Here is an 18,654-nt window from a genome sequence, read left to right as displayed (position 1 = left end):
GAGGATACCATTTTTCCAATATTCCATAAAATTAAACCGTTCTCTCTTTTTGGGTCCATCGATTCCGATTCCAATTCGACTCAAAAGGGAATGATAATTGTATATCCCAATTTCATGAGAATAAGTGTTGTTTTATCCTTCTTAATCGCCTTAGCCATCACCTGTAGTATTCCTACCAACAAACCAGAAGAACTGGTAGTGGTGGAACAAAACTGGGACGAAGCCCAAAAGCTCGCCGAGAAATACGATTTGCTGATTTTAATGGACTTCTACACCGACTGGTGTGGCCCCTGCAAAGTATTTGATGCCCAGCTTCAAAACCAAGAATTTGCCGATAGCCTGGCCGCCCATTACCTGGTTTTTAAATACGATGCCGAGAAAAAAGACAGTTTTAACCTGGCCTTAAAACACCATGTTACCTCCTACCCTACCTACATTGTTTCGACGGCCAAGGGCGACATCATCAACAAACAATACGGAAGGTTTGAAGAGACTCCTGAATCTCTGGCTAAGTTCTTTCAGTTTCTTCACCAAGGAGTGGAGGGACATGAACAAAAAAAGTATTTAACAGGAATCACCAAGGATACCCTATCCTTCCCCCAATTTTACGTCGAGCACCTAAACCGCGAAAAGAAATACGAGGTCAAAGACTGGGAAGCTTACTGGCAAGAACATGCCAACCTTCAAACAGAAACCGAATTTGCTGTTTTACTTGGCCTCGGCGGACCAGAAAGTGTCTACGCCAATCTTATTAGGGATCGAAATGCATACGAACAACGCTTTGGCAAAGCCGATGTATACCATGCCTTGGAATACCATTGTCATCAACAATTGGAGAATGCCATTCTAAGCCAGGACTCCAACAAGTTTGCCGCAGCCTTAACCCAAGCAGAACAACTCTTTAACGCGGAAGATGCCGACCGATTTATCCCTGAGTACAAGGAACTATTTTGGGTAGAGACCGAAAGATGGGATCTGATCGCGAATCAGGTGAAAGCAAACCTAAAGGCGGGAAATCTATCCCGAAATGACCTAAACCGATATGCCTGGAAAATTCAGGAATACTCCAATGACTTGAGAGCTGATGAATTAGCTCTTCACTGGATGGATTCCCTAACTCAAATAGATAGCTCCTACGCATACCTGGATACATACGCCTGGCTGCTCTACAAAGATGGCCAACGACAAAAAGCGCTTACCACCATTCAATCCTGCATTAGGCAAGGTGAAAAAATGGGAGAAAATATGGCCTTCAGCAAAGAACTGGAAACGGTTTTGAATTCGGAAATTTGAAACGGGATTCGATCCCGATGGTTATCGGGAGAGATTGAAAATGAAACACCTACTCACATACCTGATCCTCTTAACGAGCTTTTCGTTGTCTTCACAAAGTGTTTATGATCGGCTGGTCGAGCTGAATGCCCAGTGGGTAAACCATCCGAATCCTCTCTTGCAAAACGAATCGGATCGGGCCTGGTCGGAACGGGAGTTGATCCAGTTTCACTTGATTCAAGTGGTTGTCAAACTTCGGACGGATACTACTTCCCGAACTGAGGAGCAACAGATTCGTAGAAGGCAATTACTCGACCAACTGGAACAATATGCCCAAAGAGGTCAATTTCCAAATAACGACCAGCATCCTGACCTTCGGCAGCCCTACTTTGTGGGTTCCAACGGCAATGCCTGTGCAGTGGGCCAACTTATGCTTGAATCCAATCAGCACGAAGCGGTGAAGCAGATTGTTGCTGCCAACAACTTCGCCTATGTATCGGAAATCGCTCCTGACTTTTATAAGAATTGGATGAATGAAAGCGGCTTTACACCTGAGGAACTGGCCTGGATTCAGCCGACCTATCACTTTGACATATACCGCGACATTGTTTCCCCGCGATGTGGAAAAGCCTATCAATTAGAAGGCCACCAACCAGCTCTTCAAAAAGGAGATACCGCCACCTCGTTCCGGGCTCCCTGGTATGAAGGGGAATGCAAAAACGGTGTTTTAGACGGCAAATGGCGGCAATGGCACAGTACCTACCAATCTCAAGAACCAAAAATATGGGTAGAAGGACAATTTAAAAACGGCAAAAAATCCGGTACCTGGACTCGTTATCGAGTGGACGGAGGAATGGCAGATCGCCTGGCTTTTAAGGAGGGGCAACGCCATGGGCTAATGCAGCGATTTGACCAATTAGGAAGAGAATCTTACCACCTGAATTTTGTCCATGGAAAGCCCGATGGTTTTGGCTATTTAAAATACGACAGCGTTTACTTGCAAGAGGTGTACTATGACCACGGAAAACCAGTGGGACATTGGAAAATGAGGGATCATAACAACTACCTGTGGTTGCAGATCAAATTTGATGAAGCAGGGGTAAAATTCTATCAGATTATCAATACAAGTGGTGACCTTTTTACCATTACCCGAAAAAATGGAAAGTACTACGCCAAACTAAATCAGGTGGAAGATAAAGGCTGGGAAGGCCAGGTGGTTCTGGAAAATCTCCCCCAAGTGCCTGTATCTGGTTATCCGCACGAGCAGGATGATGGAATCTGGACCTACCCTCAATGGGGTTTTCAAGGCTCCTTTAGGCGACATGGCAAATGGACCAACAGCCTGCAAAATGAAAAACAACTCATTCGCTACTACCGCCGGGACACGCTTCTGGCATCCGTTGAAATTGACCTGACTACAAAGGGAAAGAATGAGAAATGGACGGAGTGGTTTCCCAAATCTCAAATGCACCATCCTCAATACTTTAGCCTGACAGCTTCCCCTCGGGGACAGCGGATGAAAACCGTAGTTACCTACAGTCATAAAAAGCGAGAAGGTTATCTATTTCAGTATTATCCCAAAGGTCATATTCGGGCCTATGAACATATTCGTGATGGTGAATTGGTCGGATGGCGAATGGGTAAAAATGCTGAACAGGAATACCCGACTATATTTTGCGAAGAAGTGATCGGCGACTACGAGCGATTCAAAATTTCTGAATATGGGTCGAGGGATTCGATGACCAATAGTATGCGTAAGTCAGCTGCAGATATGAAAGTGATCCACCAGAGTATGACTCGACAAGTAGGTTATGATCCAGCGGATTATTCCTACTCAGCCATCAAAAGCCGGTACGGAACTGTTCAACCTTAATCCAAAAGGAGGACGTTACCCAGGTCTTCTACCCTTCCGGATTCTGAATGCCATTGAACCCGGTAAATACCGGCAGCCATTCCATTTCGAGAAACAACTACTTGGGAGGTTTGGTGAACAGAATACTCGGCCACAATCTCTCCGGAAGACTGATACCAGACCAGGGTTCCAGTCTCTTCCCGGTTCCAAACAAATCGGATTTCGGTAGTCATGGGATTGGGGTAAAATTGAATATCAGATTGAGTTCTGGTAATCTCCTCAGCCTCCAGGTTTTCAGGTACAACGCCTTTTAACTCCCAAAAATCCTTGAGGTCAGTAGTTCCATTATTTCCCAAGCCTACGAATACTCGATTGCCTATCGTCATCCCGATGGCTGCATTGCGAACATCCGCTGGAATATTGGAGGTAACAATCGACCAGTCGTCCTGAGTAGGATCATAGATCCAAAAGTCTTTTCTCAATCCTGTGGAACTATTGCCAAATCCGACCAATCCCAGGTGCTTTACACTAAAACCTAAACTTTGATTTCGGGTACCACCAATGGTTGCCAATTTTCGAGTCCAGGAGTCTGTGGAAGGGTCGTATTCCCACAAATCATTGGGCCAATTGGGTGGATTGGTTTCTGCCCCCAAAGTCACATATCCCTTATCACCAAGGGCAAAGGCAACCGGGTTGGTCCTGGCCGATCCTGGAAAACTATCTCTAACACTCCATTGATCGGTAGATGGATCGTAACGGTAAAAATCAAGTTGGCCAACATTGAATCGTGTTCCTAATCCCACATAGGCATAGTCTCCGATGGAAAAAGCAACGGCATAGTCGCGAGGTAATCCGGGAAAATCAGCCAATTGTGTCCACTGATCGGTATCGGGATCGTATTCCCAAAAATCTTTGATGTAATTGTTTACCGGGTCAAAGCCCATACCCACGTAGCCCTTGCCTCCCATTGAAAAGGAAACCGCCTGGGTTCGAGGAGTACCTGGAAAGTCCGCCCTTTTCAACCAGGTGTCAGTCCACGGGTTGTATTCCCACAAGTCGTCAAAGGCGGTAACAGCCGTTATTATTCCACCGCCTCCTACATAACCGCGATCTCCAATGGAAAAGGCAATCGAATTGATGCGCACTCCCCCGGGAAAATCGGTTTTCTGCTCCCAGCTGTATTGGGCACTAACTAGGAAAGGACAGGTAATGAGGATTAATCCAAATAGAATTCGAAGAAGCATGGCTTGAATTTAGGAAGAAAAGAGCTTGGCTACAACGATTCAGTCAATTAGATACATTCTTGCTTCTATTTAGCAGGACTGATAAACATCATTTTAGCAGACAAATACTCGTATCCTCCATCCACTCCCTGGGTGGTTTTGGAACCTCGATAAACCATCAGAGCCAAAGTCTCTGAATTTACCCAAGTCAAGTCTTCCAACGACCAATCCGGAGTAGTATAACTTCCGGCATATTGAATGCCCTTAAGCCCTTGGGTAGTATCCACCTCGTAGATCAAAATTTCAGATCGATTTTCGTAAAAATTGGAATATTCAGGCCCATCATACGATGAATAGACGATCATCTGTTTTGCATCGGGCGAAAAAAGGAGGCCCAAAATTCCGGAGTCGTAGTCCGAGGGAAGTAAGCAAACTTTTCCATCTTGATCAAGCAAATGAGATTCACAGATTTCGTCGCAATTCGTCACCAAATAAGCATTTAGAGCCTTGATAATTCCATTTGAGTCCAGAATCGGTGGTTGGTAAGAATCAAAGGTGTTTTTGTACTGTTCAAAATCCTGTTGAGTTATGGCTTTGGTCTCCAATTCCAACAAAGGTGAAGCTTCCGGCTGCTGAGCTTTTACACAGAGGTTTAGCCCCAATAAAAGCAGCATGGAACTACAACAATATGATATTATCGAGATCAATCCTTTGCGGTGTTTGAATCCTTGAAATTAATAGTTCTCCAGGTGATAACGAAACACAACTCTGTGCTCTTCCGGTCCATCGTAATCCTGGGTATAGGAAATCCCCTTTTTTTCGCTGGAACCAGGTACTATTCTAAAACCCATTTTACGATGAAATTGAATCGAGGCCTTGTTATCAATGGAAGTTACGCACTCTACTTCCTGAATACCTTGTTTGGCCACTTTCTTGAAAAAAGAATCATAGAGTCTTTTTCCCAATTTCTGCTCACGAAAATCTGGATTAACGCCAATAAAATGAACGTAAGCCAATTCTGGATTATCCTGAGAGATGAATCCAATAATAAAACCGGCAATCAGCTCCTCGCTTCTGGCAATAAGGCTCGTTCCTGTAAAGTGTTTAAAGAACAATCTGGGTAGCATATCGGTCATGTTTCGACCGCCCCACCAATCGTTTAATCCGTTGATTATTGGATCGTAGTCCTTGTCAGATATGGGTGTTATTTGAATGTCCATTTTCAATCTGATAGTGGCTTAATGCCTCCCAATTTTGATCCCGCAATATAAATGGACAATTCCAAAAGAAAGGAGAAAGCGGCCCAAGAATATTATTGGACCGCCTTTAGGCATTAGCACATGATGTACTTGCTATTTTCTCGAATGAAGTCCAATGGTATTGCCTTCCGTATCCAACAGAATGGAGATGAAGCCAAACTCACCAATGGCCATTTTGGGTCGAATGATTTGCCCTCCTGAATCCTTCACTCGAGCCTCTTCCGTAGTACAATCTTCTGATGAAAAATAAACGACCGTGTTATTCTCGCTGGCTGTATAGCCCTCTTTCTCCACCAAAGCTCCCGTAGCATTGCTTCCCTCATTTTCAAATGGAAAAGTCGATTGCTTGCCCCATTCTGGAGGGAGGTCCATCATTTTTAAGTCAAACACTGATTCATAAAACTTCTTGGCTCTTTCTAAATCGGCTACATAGATATCGAACCAACAAACCGGATTTACACTTTTCATAGTACTCATTTTTTGATGTTTGAAGGCAAAATTGCCGATCCCTCACTCCCTAAAATTGTAAAAATGGGACCGCGTTAATCTCCGCTTTCGAAGATCAACGACATCTTAAAATGATCCCCATAAAACTCCTTCGGGGTCAAGCCTGTAAACTCTTTGAAGTCCTTGATAAAATGAGCTTGATCGAAGTATTCATGTTCATGGGCAACCCGGGTAAGTTTGGAATTTTGGGTTTTAAGCAAGGATTTTAAACTGGATTGCAGACGGATGATTTTGGACAATTGCTTGGGACTTAATCCAACCGAGGTAGAATACTTACGAGCCAGCACCCTTCGACTTTGATTGGCTTGTTCTGAAAGATCATTGATAGATAGCTGACCGTTGGCCGTTGCCAAAATATCAAGAGTGGAATTCACAATACGATCCTGAGTCTTGACCTCCGATAATCGGCCAAGCAAAAATGCTTCGATTCTCTCGATACGCTCCTGTTGGTTAGCTGCCTCTATAATCTGGATCCCCATTTCCCTTCCCTTTTCACCAAACAAATTTTCAAGAGGAACCGCCGTGTTCTCCATCTCGTGAATGGGAATCGTAGTAAAAGGTAAAAATCCATTGGGGTGAAAACGGACCATAAAAATGCCCGTAGTCCCGGTTGGTTCTACTACATAAGGTCCGGTAAGCTGACCGATTAAAAAGCACCTCGGCAATAAAAAAGACGACCCGATTTGGGGATGGTGTCGGTACAAATCGCCGTAGTGAAAAATCAATTTCATCGTTCCATCCGGAACAATCGTGTTTTTTTGAGGTGTTTGGTCCTTCGAGCCCTCCAAAATCCAATAGCACTTAACAAAGTCCTTCAATACTTCGCTGGGTTCTATGATTCTTGCTTGCACCGCTTGACTATTTCAATTGATTTGAAGAGACAAAAATCGGATTTTCAATATAGGCTTCCAATCACACCTCAACTTTTAGTAGTTCTTCATAAGGATTGCCGTCCAAGCCCAGCAAATGAGCAAAGGCGGGCTCCGTTTTCATGCCTTCTCTTTTTAATCGGATGACTTCAGCCTTGAACAGCTCTCCCCTGGCTTTAAGTATTTCATACTCCTTAAGCATGTGCCGATAGGCATTCTGCTTTTCCGTTGGACAATCCTGACCGAAGATTTCAATATCAAAATCCGGTGTGCTGAATTTTGCAACCGTTGACGGAAGATTATTCCAGGTACTGGTATGAATCCGGTAATTGGGATACTCCGAATACAGGGTATTCAATTTGGCTTCAAATTCATTCGAATTATGGCAGTAACAAATGATATCCAAATCACTTTCGGGAAGGTCAATTTCAATGGGTATGGTGCCTGTCAAAAGTGGATCGTAGTCTTTTAGGTTTTCAAGAATATTCAGATCGGATAAACATCGATACGCTCTCCGCTGACGTTCGTTTCCGGTTTTAAGGTAGTCTAAATGGGTAAAGTCTAACATCTCGGTGTTATTCCAATTTTCTGAATGACTTTTCTTCCCCTTTGATCATCACTCCTTTTATCTCCTTTAAATCCGGAATATTCCAATCCCCAATATGAAAGGTTAAGCCAAAACAACAATCACAGGCGCAGTGAGAGCCATATCCTTGATAAGCGAGAATCAAGCCACCGCGCTCTTCATCAATTTCAATATCGCAAAGAAAATCGTAGCAACAGTTGTCGTAAATGGTCAGGTCCACCGTGATACTCGTATCCGTTCGCTGCACTGAGTTAATCTTGTCCTTGCTCCAATACACTTCCTCTCCATGGCTTTTGCATGCCGATCTTGAAACCTCTTTGAGGTAAAGTCCATAGCCCTTAGCATGAATTTGTCCGTGCGTGGATGGTAATACCGTGGTCCCAGATAAAATATGACGGGCCATTCCCGATGGAAAGATCAAGGTATCCGTTTCATAGACCAAGGTGTCTGCCGTCCAATCCCGGTTTTGACGGATGAAGACGGTGTCTTCCTGGGCGAAAGCGACATCGCCTAATCCTAATAGTAAGAGTAGTAAGATGAGTGGTTTCATGGGAATTGAACTAATTACGGTTAAGTGACGGCCAAAATCCATTCCTATTGCCTTGAACCCAAATTAGTGGATAGACCTAAGCCCAATACTACCCATTCTTTTTGTAAAATCAATCATCCTCCTAAATCAACAAAGTGACCTCCAGCGTATCTCCAACCTGAATAGATAGCTTTTTACGCACTGCAGATTTAATAGGTAATATGTAGCAGCCTGCTTTGGAATCAAACCAGATGGAAGTATTCCACTCGGTTTCTCCTATCCTTACGGTGGCTTTCATTCTACCCCAACCTTCTTCCTGCCATTGCAAGTGTTCACGAATTTCTTTCGATATATCCATGGGAATGGAGACGAAATGCCAGGCTCCTTCCATTCCGGATTTCCACAAGGGATTAGAAAATTGATAGGTTATTTTGGCTTGCATTTAGATTAAGTTCTTGACGGTTTATTTAAGTACAGGAAACTCACCAAAGAAAATTAACATCCTCAAACGAATCACTTGGTTCAAACTTCTTGTTGGTTCCAAAGTAGATTTCATCCTCGTGATAAAATAGCAAGGCCCAATTGAGGCTTTCGTCGATAATTGTTAGATCATCAGAACCTCCGTAGTAAAAGCTATCGAAATATTTGATCAGGATTTTCCAGGGTACGATCATCCCGCAATCTGGTTGCCAAGAAAGGAACACCCTCTTTTCAAAAGGTATTCCTCGTTGGTACAACCATTTCTTGATTTCTTTTTCTTTCCCCTCCCGAATCTTGGCTTTGTCTACTACCGAAAAGAAATCCTTGTCAAAAGGGGTGTTTTTATGCAATCCGGAATGAGAAATATAATCCCATAGAAATTGCGCTCCATTCGAGTTTAGCGGTTGGAGCTGATCGAGATGTACCGCAGGTAAAACATCAAATTCCTCTTCGGTAAATCTCCATTTAAGTTTGAATTCATTCAATTCTGTGGTTTGCTGGCTTAAATTTTCAAATCCAAGGATCATATCGGTTAGCTCTTATAGGCAACCAAAAATAACAACAGATGAAGAATTCTATATCCAATTTGATTTAGATCTACAATCCAAATGTCACCTTGGCGTGATAAGTATCCATGTACTCTTTCATTCGTTTGATTTTGCCGTCTTCAATGATGAATAGGAAGTGGTAGTAGTTCTCGTATTGGGTTCCCATGGCGGTAAGTGCTTTAAACTCGGCTTCGGCTGCTACAACGTTTCCTTCTGAAATCATGGAAGTGGTTTTGAAGTCGGCTCCTTCGGGAAACAACTCGTCCCCTTTAAAGAAACCGAGGAAGTACTCTTTGTCGTGCTCTCCACCCGTAGCCAGGTATTCTGGTTTTCCAATGATCCACCAACTAAAATCGTCCGTGATCATCGTAGCCAGTTTTTCCACGTTTGAAGTTCTCATAGCTTCAACAAATTCATTAACCAGCTTTTTGTTTTCGCTTAGTTCCATTTTGTAAGTTTTTAGGTTATCGGAATTTTCTTTTGGTTCCTGGGTCGAGGATGAATTGCACCCGGTAAGAATGGATCCAAAAAATAGTGTGATTATTAAAAATTTTATGTGTTTTTGTAGTCTCATTTATCTGGTTTAAAACGATTTATGAGCGACAAAACTATAGTCAATGCTATACTTTTTGCAAGTAGTTACATCTATGGTAAGTAATAACATAAATGTGAGCATTGATGGAAATCAATAGGTTATGAGAGAAAAAACTTTGGAAGAATATTTAAACTGTCCTTTTCACCTGGCCATGAACACCCTGGAAGGGAAATGGAAGTTTGCCATTTTGTACGTTCTCCTGGATAAGGGAACATTGCGTTTTAAGGAATTGGAACGTGCCATTCCGGATATTTCGATTCGTATGTTGGTCAAAGAATTGAAGTATTTGGAAGAAAAAAAGATCATCAGCCGAAAGGCCTATGCCACCGTTCCACCCAAGGTAGAATATTCACTCACGGAAGTGGGAAAAAGCCTAAGCCCGGTCATCGACAGCATTTCTGATTGGGGAAAGTTTTATGCAGAATCACTTTCAACGGCGAAGTGATCATTCTAATAAATAGGTTTACAGCCCAAAATATATAATCAACCCTCCCAGGCTGACACCTATTCCGATAATAACTTTAACAGCGAGCTCGTACTCACGCTTTAGCTTAGAATCAACCTCTATTCTCGCTTTGAAATCGGCACGCACCATAGGCCAAGATCTAAAAAAGGGGTATTTATAACCCCGATTTTCCATTTTAAACCTCTTCCAAATAAATAAGCCATTTCGTAGAAGTACGGTTAGGATTATCAGGTAGATAAATACATCGCCCATAGGCAATTAGGTTAGTTAGTCTCGAATTCTGGTTTCTTAAATTATTACTCCGTCAACCGAAACGGCTCCCATCTCTCCCCTGGGGATTTGCGAACCGCTCCAACACCAATTGGCATTTCATAAAGATCGTTGACGGAAGGATCGAGTTCTACGGCCTGTTTTAAGGAAATGATTTTGGCATTTTCTTCGGTGTGGTCATCTCCGTCGCACATAAAGTGCCAATCACCATCGGCATCGTGGGCAACGTATACAATCGACCGCTCTCCAGAAACCACATGATCGCAGGTAAAGCAGGCTTTGGTCTCAGAATCGGTAAACTTGAATTCGGGTTGTTTCTTCTTTCCCAATGCACTAAAAATGCCCATATTTTGTGTTGATTTCTATTGTGGTTTTATTCAATTATTCTTCGCGAAGAAAAATCTGAGGATTATAATTCTTAGGATTCTTGCCGGGAATGTTCTCGTAAAACTTCTCAATCTCAGCCAGGTCCTTTTTTAGGTCTCCAGTAGGATAAAATGCCTTCCCTAAGCCCATTTGACGGTCCTTGTAGTTCATATAACCAAGGATGATGGGTAGTCCGGTATCAATAGCGGTGTAGTAAAATCCGGTTTTCCAACGCTCTACCCTGCTTCGGGTCCCTTCTGGTGGAAACAGCAGGTATTTCAATTCGCCACTGGCCAACATCGCCTTGAGGTTTTCAGTCAAGTCGTTTTTTTTGCTTCGGTCTACGGGAATACCTCCAGTAGAATTAAACAACCAACTAAAAGGCCAGAAAAAGAATTCCTTTTTTATCAGGTAGCGATAGCCGGTTATTTGCAATTCGTTGAGTCCGGGCAAGGCATATACAAAGTCCCAATTACTGGTATGGGGAGCACCAATGATAACCGCTTGCTCCACAGTTTCGTGGTTGTGGTTAACGACGGTCCAACCGCCAAACTTGAGCACCAACCGGTAAAATAGGGTTTTCATTCGGAATTACTCTTTGATTCCGTAGCTCAGATCTCCTGCATCACCGAGTCCCGGAACGATGTAGCTTTTGTCATTCAGTTTTTCATCCACTGCACCTATCCAAAGTTGGGTATTTTCTGGGAAATAAGCACGTACTTTTTCTACTCCTTCGGGAGCACCAATGACGGAAGCTAAATGAACCTGGGCTGGAGTTCCATGTCTGAGCAAGGCATCGTAGGCCAGGCACATGGAAGATCCGGTGGCCAACATGGGGTCGGCCAGAATCAAAGTTTTGCCATCCAAACTTGGACTGGCATTGTATTCGACATGAAAGTCGAGATCTCCGTTATCCTTCTCAATTCTATAGGCCGATACGAAGGCGTTCTCCGCCCGATCGAAGTAATTGAGCAGTCCACTGTGCATGGAGAGTCCTGCACGGAGAATACTGGCAATAACGGGTTGTGATTGGGGTAAGAGTTCCTCAGCCGTACCCAATGGCGTCGTTACCGACTGAGGTTCGTAGGAAAAGGTTTTTGAAATTTCGTATCCAATTACTTCAGCAATGCGTTCGATGTTTTTCCGAAAACGCATGGGATCTTGTTGAATGGACGTATCTCGAAGTTCCGAGAGAAATACATTGAGTACCGAATGACTTCGGTTAAAGATGACTGTGTTCATGATCTATTCTACCAATCCACGGCCCTGCTTAACGATTCGTCCCTCAGCTTTCCAGCTGTTTACGATCTTGTCAAGTACACCGTTGATGAAACCTTTGCTTTTAGGCGTACTAAAATACTTAGACAGATCGATATATTCGTTAAGTGTGACTTTTACCGGAATGGTAGGCATGTGATCAATTTCACATAAAGCCATTTTCATGAGGATAATGTCGAGCTTGGCCAAACGATCTACTTCCCAGTTACGGGTTTGAGAAGCGATCAATTCGGAATACTCTTCATTGCTGCTCAAGGTTTTTCTCAGGAGGTTTTTCACAAATTTGGTATCGTCTTCCTGATCGCGGTAGAGATCCAACAATACTTTGGAGTTTACATCCTGGCTTGCTTTTAGCCGTTGAAGTGTTTTAATAATGTTCAGGTGAACCAACTCCAGATCAACTGGCCAAAAAATGCTTTGCTCTTCTACCAGTTGCTCAAAAATTTCATTGTCCACAAAGAATCGCTCATACACTTTCACCAAAAAGGCACGGTCGTTTTTAAAGGTGTCTTCTTCCTTGGTCATGTACTCTTCGTACAAGCGGCTGGCTTCAATTTGACGGTAGAGTTTTCTTACGTTATCGGAGTGAATACCCCAGGACAATTTCCGGGTATCAATGGCTCTTTTGAAGGCTACGTTATCTTCCAACAAACGGAAGGCTTTGTTTTCTACAAAATGAAGATTGGGATTCAGATCTTCCTGGGTAGCCAGGATTTTCTCTTTTTTCGTTTCGATCAGATTCCGGGCAGAATCCATCACGTCCACCACCAGCAACAACATCAGTAGGTATAATTCCTCGACTTTGTTGACGCTTTTAAACAACTCCTTTTCTACCGGAACCAAATCATTATCTTCTGACTGAAACCAGGCGTATAGGGACTGCAATACCTTAATTCTGAAAAATCTTCTGTTGAGCATGGATAAGAACGTAGTTTGAGGCAAAGGTAATCCCCGGCCGGAAATGCGACCAGGGATTCACCTAAAACTCTTTATTTTATAAGGTGCGGTTAATGTTACCAATAGCCGCAATTCTCTTCTCAGCAAGCTCATTAGCAGCTTGATAAGTAGGAATATTCTTTTCTTCTGATACTTTAAGAATTTGCAAAGTAGTATCGAAAATGCTTTCTGTTTTCGAGAAAGCTCTTTCCCGGTTATACCCTTCCAACTCGGAGTAGCAGTTGATCAATCCACCTGCATTGATCAGGAAGTCAGGAGCGTAAACCATTCCTTTTTCCATCACCATACGTCCGTGAATTTGTTCGTTTTGCAACTGGTTGTTAGCCGCACCTGCAATGATCTTACAAGTCAACTGATCCAAGGTTTCGTTGTTAACCGTAGCACCCAAAGCACATGGAGCGTAGATGTCCATTTGCTCGCCGTAGATGGCGTCAGCTGCTACCACTTCTACTCCACTGTATTTATCAGTGATGTATTTGATCTTGTCTTCGAAAATATCAGAAACAGCCACCTTAGCGCCTTCATTGGTCAGGTAACCAATCAAGTGTTCACCTACGTGACCTGCACCTTGAACAACTACTTTCTTTCCTTCCAGACTATCTGTTCCGTAAACGTACTGAGCAGATGCTTTCATACCCATGTATACACCGTAAGCAGTAACTGGAGAGGGGTCTCCACCACCACCCAAAGCAGATGGCAAACCAACTACGTGATCCGTTTCATCGTGGATGTATTCCATATCGCGTGGAGACATTCCTACATCTTCTGCAGTGATGTATTTTCCACTTAGGCTGTCAACAAATTTTCCGAAACGACGCATCAAAGCTTCGTTCTTTTGAGTCCGGCTGTCTCCGATAATCACCGCCTTACCTCCACCGAGGTTCAAGCCGCTGATGGAAGCCTTGTAAGACATTCCACGGGACAAACGCAATACGTCATTCAAAGCCTGAGCTTCGTTGTCATACTGCCACATACGGGTACCTCCCAAAGCGGGACCAAGGGTGGTATCATGAATCGCGATAATGGCTTTTAACCCGGAATTTTTATCCTGGCAAAAAACAACCTGCTCGTGCTCGTTCTGGGCCATTAGCTCCAAGACGTTGCATTCTACGGAAAGATTTTCCATTTCTTATCAGTTTAAATACAATTTATGCTTTGATTCGTAACTACCTTTGCAGCGGTTTTGACACCTGTTTAAGGACTATCCTTCTCCGCCAAAAGGCGCGGCAAATGTAGGGAAAAAAACGTCCTTTTTGCGAGGGGTTGATCGAGGGAAATGAAAGCACTATTTGCACTCAATAAATACTTTTGGAAATACCGCTGGAGGCTGGCCTTGGGCGTTCTCTTTGTGGTGATTTCCAATGGCTTTGCCATTTATCCAGTTCAGGTTATTCGTACGGCATTTGATACGGTATTGGAAGCCGTGAAAACCTACTCCTGGTTTGATGGAAGCTCGCTCCAAGGCGATTATTTTCAGTCGCTGACGGGAATTTTGATCTATTTCGCGGCTCTGGTTTTGGCCTTGGCTCTACTCAAAGGATTCTTCCTCTTCCTTACCCGAATGACGATCATTGTGATGTCTCGGTTGATTGAATACGACCTAAAAAACGAAATTTTCGCCCACTACGAAAAGCTCAGTCTTTCCTTCTACAAGCAAAACAACACCGGGGATTTGATGAACCGGATTAGTGAAGATGTGAGTCGTGTACGGATGTACTTTGGGCCAGCCATAATGTACACGATCAACTTGATTGTGCTCTTCACCTTGGTGATTACGACTATGCTTCGGGTAAATCCTTTGCTTACCCTCTATGTACTCACTCCGCTTCCTCTATTGTCGATCAGCATCTACTACGTTAGCCACCTGATCAATAAAAAGAGTGAACGGGTGCAGGCCCAGTTGAGCGTGCTATCCACCTTTGTACAGGAATCCTTTTCCGGTATTCGGGTAATCAAGGCCTACAACCAACAGAATCACAAAAGCGAATTTTTCGAAAAAGAACTTGAGGATTACAAAGACAAGACTCTGAGCCTGGTGAAGGTGAACGCCATCTTCCTCCCCATGATGATTTTGCTAATTGGTCTAAGTACCATTCTCACCATTTTCATCGGCGGTCGATTGGCTATTGCCGGGGAGATTACCATGGGAAACATCGCCGAGTTTGTCATCTATGTAAACATGCTCACCTGGCCAGTGGCTTCTTTAGGCTGGGTTACCTCCCTTGTTCAACGTGCTGCTGCCTCTCAGCAACGCATCAATGAATTCTTAAGCGTAGAGCCTGATATCCAAAACCACAGTGAAACGCGAAGCGACATCCAAGGAAAAATCACCTTTGACAATGTAGCTTTCACCTACAAGGATTCAGGAATTGAGGCGCTGAAAGAGGTTTCCTTTGAATTAAATCCAGGTGAATCCTTGGCCGTGATGGGTCGCACGGGTTCTGGAAAATCCACCTTGGCTGGACTCATCAATCGATTATATGATGTGGAGCAAGGAGAAATTCGGATTGACGACCGTCCTGTAAAAGATCATCACCTTACCGATTTGCGCCATTCTATTGGAGCTGTGCCTCAAGATGTCTTCCTGTTTTCAGAGACCATTGGAAACAACATCTCCTTTGGAGATCCTAAAGGACAGGTTCCAAAAGATCGCGTGGAGTGGGCAGCCAAACAAGCTTTGGTTCATGACAACATCATGGGCTTTCCTGAGCAGTACGAGACCGAGGTTGGAGAGCGAGGTATTACCCTATCGGGTGGACAAAAACAGCGTATTTCCATTGCACGTGCTTTGATTGCTCAACCTTCTATTCTCATTTTCGACGACTGCCTCTCTGCCGTAGATACTGAAACCGAAAAAAAGATTCTGAGCAACCTGAAAAAAGTGATGAAGGGAAAAACCGCCCTTATTATCACGCACCGAGTAAGTGCCGCTTCCCAATGCGATCGGGTTATCGTGCTTGATGAAGGCCGTATCGTTCAATCAGGAGATCATGATTCCTTGATGAAGGAAGAAGGGTTTTATGCTGATCTGTACCAGAAGCAGCTTTTGGAAGGGCAAGAGAAGGTTTGACAATTTTCAGGGTCAATTTTCAGCATCAATCCCTATAGCCATGGGTTTGAGTTCTAAGAGCGATCACCGCAGGTAATTTTCAATGGATTAGGCTTGTGACATGCCACTCGATTCTCCAGTCTCGTAACTCCCCTCTGTTTTATACCTTAGTCTCACCAATAAATAACCGACACATGGAAGCCAGAGCCGAAATTGGGGAGAATCAGATTGTTATACACCATAAAAAGACGCCCCTTGGAATTCGTATTTTTTTAATCGTTGTAGCTGTTTGTTGTGCGATCATTCCCTTTTCTGTCCTGGGATTTCTTGTTTCCAGCGCCAAGGGTTTTCATATTGGCGTGGTCATAGGTTTTGCCTTTTTCGGATGGCTGGCCTTCTTCATGCTCCGACTCTTTCTGTGGAATTCCTTTGGTAAAGAGGTCCTTACCTTCCATGATGATCACATCCATTACCTGGCTGATTATCGGTATTTTAAGGATGGCAAAAAAGAGATCCCGGTTTCGGGATTGGTTATTGACATTTTTCAAGAGGAAGGCGGATACGAGCATTTGGGTCGAATGGAATTTCAGCAAGGAGAAACCGTAGTTCGAACAGCGCTACCTATCGAGTTGGCCGAACTGAAAACGACCTTAGAAAAAATTAAGGATCGCTATCCTGGCCAGGTTTCACCGCTTTTCTTTGATAGTCCAAAACAGGTATAATCTCTAATTCATCGCTTAATGGATATTGATTTTTCATCACGGAGGACAAGACTACTCTCGAACCAATTTTAACTGATATTCAAGAGGTTGAAAAATTGAAAGGTGAGGTTGGGGAGTTGTTTGATTGAAATGGTTAATTTAGGTTTAAACTGAACTGTATTTCTCTTGTAGTAGCCTTGTTTTTAAGTTTTTGTTGGTTGATCAATTGAACGTACAGAGAAAATAAAGACATGTCTTTATACAATCGTTTGGCAACATTAAAGAATAAGCATGATATCAACTGAAATACGGAGATTAAAAAACACCTGGGATCGAGGTGATTTCCCAAAGCACCTCTTCTGGCTGGAAATTGAAAATTTAAGAGGGTGGGAAGGTCAGCGTGTAGAATTCAACTTCCCAATAGTCGCCATCGTTGGTGAAAATGGTGCTGGGAAAAGCACTATCATACAAGCCGCTGCTGCCTTGTACAAACACGAAACAGATAGATTTTATTACGCCTCTGATTTTTTCCCTGATACTGCTTGGGACTCAATTGAGGGAATAACAATTCGATCCTCTATTAAAGAAGGGCATGATTTTCATTCCATTTCAGTTAGGAAACCAACCGCAAGGTGGAGGGGGAATGAAACTAGACGTAATAGACCTGTAAAGTATTTAGATTTAAGGAGAATACAACCCATCTATGCGAGAACAGGTTACTCCAGATTGACCAATAGAAATTTGGAAGAAGGTGCTTCCACAGAATTTTCCGATGACCAAAAAACTCGTTTTTCCAAGATTGTAGGTCGTACATATAATACCGCTAGGCATTCTTCAACGAGAACAGACCCTGATAGACAGGTACCTGTGGTTGGTTGGGGCGAAGCCAGTTATTCTGGTTTTCATCAAGGGGCCGGTGAAGCGACATTGGCAGACCTGGTTGCCCTCGAAATCCCAAATTATTCTCTTGTATTAATTGATGAAGTTGAGACTTCATTACATCCTAGAGCACAAAGAAGACTAATCAGAGATTTAGCGATTATTTCTAGAGAGAAGAAAGCCCAATTTATTCTCACGACACACTCTCCATATGTACTTGACGAACTTCCTATGGAGGCACGAGTATATGTATTTAATAGTGTAGGGGGAAACAAGTCGTCCATGGAGTTAGTACTGAATTTGCGTTGTCCAAAATGGATGACGAAAACCATCCAGAACTCGATTTTTATGTTGAGGACTATGACGCAAAAATTATCGTAGAAGAAATAGTGGCTCATACACAACCAGAAATTTTAACCAGAATTGATGTTGTACCTTATGGTTCCGCCTCTGTTGGAGTTTCTCTTGGTACGATGAAGCACCAAAATCGCTTTACAAGGCCTACGCTTGTGGCTCTTGATGGCGACCAAGACCCAGCTCAAGGGTGTTTGATTTTGCCGGGAGGTGACGCCCCAGAAAGAGTTGTGATGACTCAATTATTGAATAACGGATTTCCCGATGTAGCTGATACAATTTCACGTTCCCATGCTGATTTGGTTGACAATTCTGAACATGCCATTACTCTCGCTGATCACCATGATTGGGTGAAACATGTAGCAGATAACCTTACATTAGGGGGAAGAGAATTGTGGCGAGCTATGTGCAAGTCATGGGTTAGAAATGTTCTTACCCAACAACAACGAGAAGACTTCGTAAGATCAATTTCCGATGAACTAGAAAACGTTGCCTAACAAAGGCTAAGTAAACATGTGGGCTGACAAGGTAAAATCAGCATTTATACACATAATAAAACTTGGCACTTTGAAGACAAATACGTGCCCCTATACCCGCAGGTTCCTTAGCCAAAC

The 18,654-nt window shown here is 43.3% G+C and carries 20 protein-coding genes and 1 pseudogene; 6 read left to right on the top strand and 15 right to left on the bottom strand.

Annotated elements, in window-relative coordinates; translation table 11 throughout:
* The first annotated feature begins 114 nt into the window (after positions 1-114).
* A complete protein-coding gene (locus KFE98_14995; protein ID UTW61310.1) occupies positions 115-1,293 on the top strand; it encodes a thioredoxin family protein in 1,179 nt (392 codons plus the stop codon).
* 40 nt (positions 1,294-1,333) lie between these two features.
* Complete coding sequence (locus tag KFE98_14990) at positions 1,334-3,145, top strand: hypothetical protein (protein ID UTW61309.1); 1,812 nt, start codon at positions 1,334-1,336, stop codon at positions 3,143-3,145.
* On the opposite strand, the gene KFE98_14985 is transcribed toward KFE98_14990, so the two are convergent.
* From KFE98_14985 to KFE98_14940, 10 genes are all read right to left on the bottom strand, one after another.
* Entirely contained in the window at positions 3,142-4,368 is a 1,227-nt protein-coding gene (locus KFE98_14985; protein ID UTW61308.1) for a hypothetical protein, read from the bottom strand. The genes KFE98_14990 and KFE98_14985 overlap by 4 nt on opposite strands.
* Before the next feature lie 65 nt (positions 4,369-4,433).
* Entirely contained in the window at positions 4,434-5,021 is a 588-nt protein-coding gene (locus tag KFE98_14980; GenBank protein ID UTW61307.1) for a hypothetical protein, read from the bottom strand.
* A gap of 60 nt (positions 5,022-5,081) precedes the next feature.
* Positions 5,082-5,567, bottom strand: coding sequence for a GNAT family N-acetyltransferase (locus KFE98_14975; protein ID UTW61306.1), 486 nt, complete (start codon positions 5,565-5,567; stop codon positions 5,082-5,084).
* Positions 5,568-5,699: 132 nt separating this feature from the next.
* A complete protein-coding gene (locus tag KFE98_14970) occupies positions 5,700-6,074 on the bottom strand; it encodes a VOC family protein (protein UTW64723.1) in 375 nt (124 codons plus the stop codon).
* A 74-nt stretch (positions 6,075-6,148) separates the two neighbouring features.
* Positions 6,149-6,844 carry a helix-turn-helix transcriptional regulator gene (locus tag KFE98_14965; protein ID UTW64722.1) on the bottom strand — a complete coding sequence of 232 codons (696 nt, stop codon included), beginning with the start codon at positions 6,842-6,844 and terminating at the stop codon, positions 6,149-6,151.
* A gap of 181 nt (positions 6,845-7,025) precedes the next feature.
* Positions 7,026-7,550, bottom strand: a complete 525-nt coding sequence (locus KFE98_14960) for a DUF4269 domain-containing protein (protein ID UTW61305.1) — start codon at positions 7,548-7,550, stop codon at positions 7,026-7,028.
* Positions 7,551-7,557: 7 nt separating this feature from the next.
* A complete protein-coding gene (locus tag KFE98_14955) occupies positions 7,558-8,118 on the bottom strand; it encodes a hypothetical protein (protein UTW61304.1) in 561 nt (186 codons plus the stop codon).
* Between the two features lie 121 nt (positions 8,119-8,239).
* On the bottom strand, positions 8,240-8,539 hold the full coding sequence (locus KFE98_14950; GenBank protein ID UTW61303.1) for a DUF1905 domain-containing protein: 300 nt from the start codon (positions 8,537-8,539) through the stop codon (positions 8,240-8,242).
* A 40-nt stretch (positions 8,540-8,579) separates the two neighbouring features.
* Positions 8,580-9,104 carry a hypothetical protein gene (locus KFE98_14945; protein UTW61302.1) on the bottom strand — a complete coding sequence of 175 codons (525 nt, stop codon included), beginning with the start codon at positions 9,102-9,104 and terminating at the stop codon, positions 8,580-8,582.
* A 70-nt stretch (positions 9,105-9,174) separates the two neighbouring features.
* Positions 9,175-9,573 carry a nuclear transport factor 2 family protein gene (locus KFE98_14940; GenBank protein ID UTW61301.1) on the bottom strand — a complete coding sequence of 133 codons (399 nt, stop codon included), beginning with the start codon at positions 9,571-9,573 and terminating at the stop codon, positions 9,175-9,177.
* Between the two features lie 247 nt (positions 9,574-9,820).
* Between KFE98_14940 and KFE98_14935 the strand changes: the two genes are divergently transcribed.
* Positions 9,821-10,165 (top strand): winged helix-turn-helix transcriptional regulator, encoded by a 345-nt coding sequence (locus KFE98_14935; protein ID UTW61300.1) that lies wholly within the window; start codon positions 9,821-9,823, stop codon positions 10,163-10,165.
* A gap of 317 nt (positions 10,166-10,482) precedes the next feature.
* Here KFE98_14935 and KFE98_14930 read toward each other — a convergent pair whose 3' ends face one another.
* The 5 genes from KFE98_14930 to KFE98_14910 form a co-directional block, all read right to left on the bottom strand.
* Complete coding sequence (locus KFE98_14930) at positions 10,483-10,803, bottom strand: hypothetical protein (protein UTW61299.1); 321 nt, start codon at positions 10,801-10,803, stop codon at positions 10,483-10,485.
* Between the two features lie 34 nt (positions 10,804-10,837).
* Complete coding sequence (locus KFE98_14925) at positions 10,838-11,407, bottom strand: 1-acyl-sn-glycerol-3-phosphate acyltransferase (GenBank protein UTW61298.1); 570 nt, start codon at positions 11,405-11,407, stop codon at positions 10,838-10,840.
* A 6-nt stretch (positions 11,408-11,413) separates the two neighbouring features.
* Positions 11,414-12,064: a uracil phosphoribosyltransferase gene (upp, locus tag KFE98_14920; protein UTW61297.1), complete on the bottom strand. Its 651-nt coding sequence runs from the start codon at positions 12,062-12,064 to the stop codon at positions 11,414-11,416.
* A gap of 3 nt (positions 12,065-12,067) precedes the next feature.
* Positions 12,068-13,018, bottom strand: coding sequence for a transcription antitermination factor NusB (gene nusB / locus KFE98_14915; protein ID UTW61296.1), 951 nt, complete (start codon positions 13,016-13,018; stop codon positions 12,068-12,070).
* Between the two features lie 76 nt (positions 13,019-13,094).
* Positions 13,095-14,183 (bottom strand): Glu/Leu/Phe/Val dehydrogenase, encoded by a 1,089-nt coding sequence (locus KFE98_14910; GenBank protein ID UTW61295.1) that lies wholly within the window; start codon positions 14,181-14,183, stop codon positions 13,095-13,097.
* A 150-nt stretch (positions 14,184-14,333) separates the two neighbouring features.
* Here KFE98_14910 and KFE98_14905 point away from each other — a divergent pair, with 150 nt between their 5' ends.
* From KFE98_14905 to KFE98_14895, 3 genes and pseudogenes are all read left to right on the top strand, one after another.
* Complete coding sequence (locus KFE98_14905; protein UTW61294.1) at positions 14,334-16,127, top strand: ABC transporter ATP-binding protein; 1,794 nt, start codon at positions 14,334-14,336, stop codon at positions 16,125-16,127.
* Between the two features lie 173 nt (positions 16,128-16,300).
* Positions 16,301-16,828, top strand: coding sequence for a hypothetical protein (locus tag KFE98_14900; protein ID UTW61293.1), 528 nt, complete (start codon positions 16,301-16,303; stop codon positions 16,826-16,828).
* Positions 16,829-17,098: 270 nt separating this feature from the next.
* A pseudogene (locus KFE98_14895) lies at positions 17,099-18,537 on the top strand (AAA family ATPase).
* Positions 18,538-18,654: the final 117 nt, after the last annotated feature.

Source organism: bacterium SCSIO 12741, from assembly GCA_024398055.1.
Taxonomy (GTDB): Bacteria; Bacteroidota; Bacteroidia; order Flavobacteriales_G; family Salibacteraceae; genus SCSIO-12741.
The sequence above is the reverse complement of the archived record's forward strand: the minus strand, read 5'-3'. Positions and strand labels throughout refer to the sequence as shown.